The sequence below is a fragment of the Streptomyces sp. sk2.1 genome, assembly GCF_008120935.1.
Taxonomy (GTDB): Bacteria; Actinomycetota; Actinomycetes; order Streptomycetales; family Streptomycetaceae; genus Streptomyces.
Genome location: NZ_RDBO01000283.1, coordinates 1 through 6,535 on the forward strand (window position 1 = coordinate 1; position 6,535 = coordinate 6,535).

The 6,535-nt window shown below is 71.5% G+C and carries 4 protein-coding genes; 1 reads left to right on the top strand and 3 read right to left on the bottom strand.

Annotated elements, in window-relative coordinates; genetic code table 11:
• Positions 1-975: 975 nt before the first annotated feature.
• Positions 976-2,310, bottom strand: a complete 1,335-nt coding sequence (locus tag EAO76_RS43810; protein WP_148841764.1) for a GH1 family beta-glucosidase — start codon at positions 2,308-2,310, stop codon at positions 976-978.
• Between the two features lie 61 nt (positions 2,311-2,371).
• On the opposite strand from EAO76_RS43810, the gene EAO76_RS43815 reads away from it, so the two are divergent.
• Positions 2,372-3,031 carry a TetR/AcrR family transcriptional regulator gene (locus EAO76_RS43815; protein WP_148841765.1) on the top strand — a complete coding sequence of 220 codons (660 nt, stop codon included), beginning with the start codon at positions 2,372-2,374 and terminating at the stop codon, positions 3,029-3,031.
• On the opposite strand, the gene EAO76_RS43820 is transcribed toward EAO76_RS43815, so the two are convergent.
• Both EAO76_RS43820 and EAO76_RS43825 read right to left on the bottom strand, forming a co-directional pair.
• Entirely contained in the window at positions 3,028-4,290 is a 1,263-nt protein-coding gene (locus EAO76_RS43820) for an MFS transporter (protein WP_148841766.1), read from the bottom strand. The two genes, EAO76_RS43815 and EAO76_RS43820, sit on opposite strands and share 4 nt — an antisense overlap.
• A complete protein-coding gene (locus tag EAO76_RS43825) occupies positions 4,287-6,353 on the bottom strand; it encodes an alpha-galactosidase (protein ID WP_376037115.1) in 2,067 nt (688 codons plus the stop codon). Before EAO76_RS43825 ends, EAO76_RS43820 begins: the two co-directional genes overlap by 4 nt.
• Positions 6,354-6,535: the final 182 nt, after the last annotated feature.

Below are 6,535 nucleotides of genomic sequence, written 5' to 3' on the forward strand. Positions count from 1 at the left end.
CCGGGGGCGCGAGCGGGGCGCGGGACCGGGGCGAGGCACGGCGCTTCGCAGCACGCCCGGGGGACGGCGCGGTGTGCCTGCCACCCCGTTTCGCGGCCTTGCGACGGGCGGCCCGCCCGCCCTCGGGCAGCGGCCCCGTCATGCCGCGTCCTTCGGCGCGGCCGACCGGCGGGAAGGGGCACGGCCGGTGCCGGAGAGCGCCCCGGAGCGGGGGAGGGGACGGATCACCATCGGCCGTTCACCGTCGCACCGTCGAAGGGCGGAGCCGACTCGGAACGGCGGAAGGCATGTGGGGCGCCGGAACGGCGGAAGGCGTGTGGGGCGCCATGGACGACCCCGGGCGCCGACGTGCCCGAAAACGGCGCCCGACGCCATGGATTTCCTGGCAGAAGCCGCCCTGTCCAGTCGTGCATGACTTTTCTTGTTCCTGATCCTGTTCACTTGCCGGAACGCGGCCCACCGATTCCCGGGAAGCTTTTTCTGCCGCAGGTCGGAAGACGTACGGGGCTCGCGCACGGCACGATCGGCGATTCCTGACGGCTCATCGGCCGTCGGCTGCCGACGATATCCGATTCGGGCGGCCGGAGTTCACCCCGGTCCAGCCCTTTCGACGATGGTACGGGGCGGCGGTCCGTGATGTGCGAGGCGATTCTTATGCGACCCGAAAGCGGGGTTCAAGAGAACCTTAAGAATCTTCCGGACGGCCTCCGGAAGCGTTTTTGAGAAATTCGGTCCGCTACGTTCGATTCTGCGGGAATCCGGGACCGGACCCGGTGCCGGGGCGTGGGACTGGGGCCCGGGTCCGGTCCCGGTCCCTGGGCGGTCGAGGACCGGCACACCGCCCGGACGGCCGGGTCGTTCGGGCGCGCGGGGCCGAGGGCCGTCGCGCGCCGGGCCGTCGGCGTCCGAGCGGTGTGGAGGGGAACAGGTGCCGCGGGCCGTGCGGAGCGTTGTGGCCGGCGGGCGGTGGGCGGCTCAGCCGCGCTGGGCGCGGATGAGGTCGCGGTACCAGGCGAAGGACGCCTTCGGGGTGCGGACCTGGGTGTCGTGGTCGACGTGGACGAGACCGAAGCGCTGGTGGAAGCCCTCCGCCCATTCGAAGTTGTCGATCAGGGTCCAGGTGAAGTAGCCGCGTACGTCCACGCCCTGGGCCACGGCGGCGTCGACGGCCCGGATGTGGCCGTCCAGGTAGTCGATGCGGTCGAGGTCGGGAACGGTGCCGTCCGCGGTGACGACGTCCTCCACCGAGCAGCCGTTCTCGGTGATGTGGACCGGCGGGAGCGCCGGGTAGCGCTCCTTGAGGCCGACGAGCAGTTCCCGCAGACCGTCGGGGACGACGGGCCAGTCGAAGGCGGTGCGGCGGTAGCCCTCGATGGGGGCCTCCTCGAACGGCAGTCCCTCGGACGTCGGCGCCTGGATCCGGGTCGGGTTGTAGTAGTTGATGCCGAGCGCGTCCAGGGGCGCCGAGATCAGTTCGAGATCGCCGTCCCGGACGGAGCCGCCGAGGGTGGCGTCCGCTCCGAAGGCCGACAGGTCGGGGTAGGCGCCCGTGAGGATCGGGTCGTTGAACAGGCGGTTGTGCAGGTTGTCGTAGGCCTGCGCGGCGGCCAGGTCGGCGGGGGAGTCCGAGGCGGGCCAGACCGGGGTGCAGTTGTTGGCGATCATCACCTGGAGGCCGCGTGCCCGCAGTTCCTCCGACGCCAGGCCGTGGCCGAGCAGTTGGTGGTGGGCGACCGGCAGGCAGTCCAGGAACAGGGCGCGGCCCGGCGCGTGGATGCCGAGGCCGTAACCCCAGACCATGTGGATGAACGGCTCGTTGAGCGTGATCCACTTCCGGACGCGGTCGCCCAGTCTGTCGGCCATGACGGCGGCGTACTCGGCGAAGCGGTGCGCGGTGTCGCGGTTCAGCCAGCCGCCGTCGTCCTCAAGACCCTGCGGGAGGTCCCAGTGGAACAGGGTCGGGACGGGTTCGACGCCGCGCGCGAGCAGGCCGTCGACCAACCGGTCGTAGAAGTCCAGACCTCGGGGATCGACCTCGCCCTTGCCGGTCGGCCGGATCCGGGGCCAGGCGATGGAGAAGCGGTAGCCGGTGAGGCCCGCCTCGGCCATCAGCGCGAGGTCCTCCTCGTACCGGTGGTAGTGGTCGCAGGCCACGTCACCGGTGTGCCCGTCGCGGATCGCGCCGGGGCGGGCGGCGAAGGTGTCCCATACCGACGGTCCGCGGCCGTCCTCCTCGGTGGCGCCCTCGATCTGGTACGACGCCGTCGAGGCGCCCCAGATGAAGTCCGCGGGCAGATGGTCCAGTGTCACGCCCAACCTCCTGAAACATGAGTAGTGCTCATGTTAATCCGTCCGGTGGGATGATGGAAGCGTGAATCAAGATCGCACCGCAGGGACGCTGCGCCGACTGCCGGTCCAGAAGCGCAGCGTCGAACGCTTCGAACGGCTGCTGGACGCCTGCGCCGAGACCCTGGACGAGGTCGGCTATGCCGCGCTGACGACCAAGGAGGTGGCCCGCAGGGCCGAGGTGCCCATCGGCACCCTCTACCAGTTCTTCTCCGACAAGGAGGGACTGATCGGCGCGCTCGCCGCCCGCAACCTGGAGACCTTCCTGGAGCGGGTCGCGGCCCGGCTGGAGCACGAGAAGCCCGAGGACGTCTCCGGCCTCGTGGACGTGACCGTCGACGAGTTCGTCACCATGCGCCGGACCATCACCGGTTTCGGCGTGGTCGACTTCGGCGCGGTGGGACAGGACCACACCCTGGAACCGGTCCTGGACAACAACACCGCGGTCGCCGAACGGCTGCGCGCGCTGACCGCCACCCTGACCGGGGTCCGGGGCGACGCCGAACTCGAAATCACCGTGCGGGTGGCGCTGGAGTGCGCGGACAGTGTGCTGCAACTGGCCTTCCGCACCGACCCGCAGGGCGACTCCCAACTGATCGCCGAGTGCAAACGGGTCCTCAACGGCTATCTGAACGGTCGGCTCCGGCCCGCCGACGACCGACCGGAGCCGCAGGACGGGCGCTAACGGACGGCCTTGACCTTCCAGACCAGTGCCGCGCCCAGCGCGGACATGGCCGCGGAGCAGAGGAAGAGCGAGCGGTAGCCGCCCAGGCCGCCGAGCACGGCCGCAGCGATCGGGGGGACCAGGACGTAGGGCAGGGAAGTCATCAGGTTGGCCAGGGCCATGTCCTTGCCGCGGTCCGCCGAGGCCGGGAGCACCTCGGTGACCAGGGCCGTGTCGACGGCCAGGTACACGCCGTAGCCCAGCCCCATGATGGCGGCCGCGACCAGCGTCATGGTCCACGTGGGCGACAGCGCGAGCGGGACCGCGGCGACGGCCATCGTGAGGCCGCCGAGGAAGACCGGCATGCGGCGCTTGCCCAGCCGGTCGGACAGCCAGCCGCTGAGGACGACCGTCGAGATCGTGGCCAGGGAGTTGACGCCGATCACGATGAGCAGGCCGTCCTCGGTGGACTGTCCGCGGAACAGCTGCTCGTAGTGCAGGACGTCGTCCAGGAAGTACGGCATGTAGAGCGTGCCCAGGCCGTAGCCCAGTCCCATGATGAACCGGGAACCCATCGCCCAGACGAAGTCGGGGTGTTCGCGCGGGCTGATCCGGTAGCCGTCCAGGAAGGCGCGCAGCGAGAACGGTTCGCGGTGCCGGCGGGGGAGCGGCGGGTCCTTCATGGCGGCCGCGAACAGCAGTATCAGCAGCGGCAGCGCGGCCATCAGCAGGTACTGCGCGGGGAAGCCCGTGACCAGCCCGATCAGCAGCCCGCCCGCGACCATGCTGATGGCCTGCGGGACCATGGCCCAGCCCAGCACCACACCGCGCTGCCCGGCCGGGACCAGGTCGGGCACCACCGGGGAGAGCCCGGCGCCGATGACCATGAAGGAGGCGGACAGCACGAGGGAGCCGAGCGCGACCCCGACGACCGTCGTCTGGACGCCGAGGCAGACCAGTGCCGCCATGCAGATCAGCGAGCCCACGACCAGCCACGGCCGGCGGCGGCCGAACCGGCTGGTGGTGCGGTCGCTGAGCGCGCCGGCCAGTGGCGCGATGACGATGCCCGAGATCGCGCCCATCATGCTGACCCAGGCGTAGCTGCCGACCTTCCCCGCCGGGTCGATCCGGGCGATCTGCTCGGGCATCAGGAACGTGGTCGGCGCCTGCATCGGGATGAACATCCCGATGTTGGCCAGGACGTACAGGGCGACCCAGCCGGGTCCGACCCTGCGGGTCGGCTCGGCGAGGGCTTCGGGCCGTTCGGAGGCGAGGGTCATCGGGGCACTCTCCTGAGGTGGACGAGATCGCTCGTCCAGTCGAAGGACAGCAGCGGCGGGAGGCCGTGGCAGAGCAGGACGGCCCCCTCGTGCACGGCGCCGGTGTCCTCGTCCCGGTAGCGGGCGTCGGGGTCGAGGCCCTTCAGCCGGGTACGGGCGGTCGTACGGGTCAGCGCGGACGGCTGGAACCGGAGGACGACGACCTCGTCCTCGGCGATGTACTGCACGGCGTGGTGCTCCAGGCGGTACTGGACGCCGCCGTGCACCACGGGCCGGATCCGTTTGTACTGCTCGACCAGCATCCGGGACCACGCGAGGTCCTCCTCGCTCCACTTCCGCAGGTCGCCGCCGATGCCCATCGCCCCGGCCATCGAGACGTGGAAGCGGTACCGGATCGAGGTCGGGCGGGCGCTGAAGCTGTTCGGACTGTCGGTGACCCAGGCGCCCATGGTCCGGGCGGGCAGCAACTGGCCGTACCCGTGCTGGATCGCGACCCGGTCGGCGGCGTCGGTGTTGTCGGACGTCCAGACCTGGTCCGCGCGGGCCAGTACGCCCAGGTCGGCCCGGCCGCCGCCGCCCGCGCACGACTCCAGGTACAGGCCGGGGCACGCGGCGCGCAGCCGGTCCATCACCTCGTGGACGCCTCGCGTGTGCCCGATCCAGACCCGGTCGGGATCGGCGTCCCCGGGCCGCCCCGCCTCGCTGAAGGGCCGGTTCATGTCCCACTTGAGGAAGACGACGTCCAGCTCGGTGACGGTCCTGACCAGCCATTCGACCGCCCACTCGCGGACCTCGCGACGGCCGAAGTCGAGCACGTGCTGGTGGCGGCGGCGCGTGCGGGTACGGCCGTCCTGGCAGAGGATCCAGTCGGGGTGCGCGCGGAACAGGTCGCTGTCGGGGTTGACCGCCTCGGGTTCGACCCACAGGCCGAAGCCCATGCCCAGCGCGCGGACGCGGTCGGCGAGCGGGCCCAGGCCGTTCGGGAAGCGGTCGGGATTGGGCCACCAGTCGCCGAGCCCCGCCGTTTCGCCGGTGCGGGCGCCGAACCAGGCGTCGTCCACGACGAAGGCCTCGACGCCGAGCCCTGCGGCCAGCTCGGCCAGTTCGGTCTGCTGCCGCTCGGTGACGTCGAACCCGGTCGCCTCCCACGAGTTGAAGATCAGCGGGCGTTCGGCCGGCCGGTCGGGCAGTATCCGGTCCTCGACGTAGGCGTGCCAGCGGCGGCTGGTGCCACCGAAACCGTCGGGGGCGTACAGCCCGGTGAAGACGGGGCTCTCCAGGCGCTCGCCGGGGAGCAGCTTCCAGACCAGGCCCTCGTGGCCGAATCCGCCCGTCCAGGAGACGCGGCCGTAGGGGTCGCGGCGCAGGGTGATCCGGCGGCTGCCGCTCCAGGCCAGGGACGTGCTCCAGACCTCGCCGTGCTCCTCGGCGGCGTCATGCGCGTCGAGCATCAGCCAGGGTCCGGCGTGCGGGCCCGTGATGCCGAGGCGGCTGGTGAACACGGTCTCCCCGACGGGCACCCGGTCGCGCCGGAGCTGGAACTCCCGACCCCATTCCCCCACCACGTGGCTGACCCGGTAGTCGTCGCGGGCGGGCAGCGTCCAGGCGGCGGAGTCGAACCGCAGGACGTCCACCGGCTCCCGCGCGGTGAGGACGGCCCGGCGCTCGATCTGGTCGTGGCCGTCCCGGATCCGGTAGTGCAGGTCGAGGTCGAGGGAGCGGACGCGGTCGGTGAAGGAGAGCGTGAGCCGGTCGTCCTCGACCGTGTGCGAGACGAACCGCCACTCGAAGCCGCGGACGCCGTCGTCGAACCGGACGGTCAGCGACGGCGCCCCGAAGCGCAGGCCGCCCTCGACCGCGTACTCCTCACCGCCGGGATCGTCGCCGCCGGGGTCCTCGGCGGGCAGGTCGGCCGCGATCGCGACGGCCTGCCCCGGGGTCAGCGGCCTGCCCCAGTGCACGTGCCGGGGCACGTCGTCGGTGTCCAGCCGGAAGGCGTAGGAGGTGCCGGGGGTACTCAGGAGCCAGAGGCGGGCTTCGGAGTGGTGAGTGATCACGCGGATCCTTAAATGTGAGCAGGGCTCATGTTCTGCTCGTACATTAGGCACGCGAGCCCGCGACGCCAACCCCCTGACAGGGGCTGCTGAACGTGTTCCGCGCCGCGGTCGACGAACCCGCCGGGAAGTCGGCCGAGGCAGGGGGGAACCGGCCGGGGCAGGGAGAACCGGCCGGTTCCCCCCTGCCT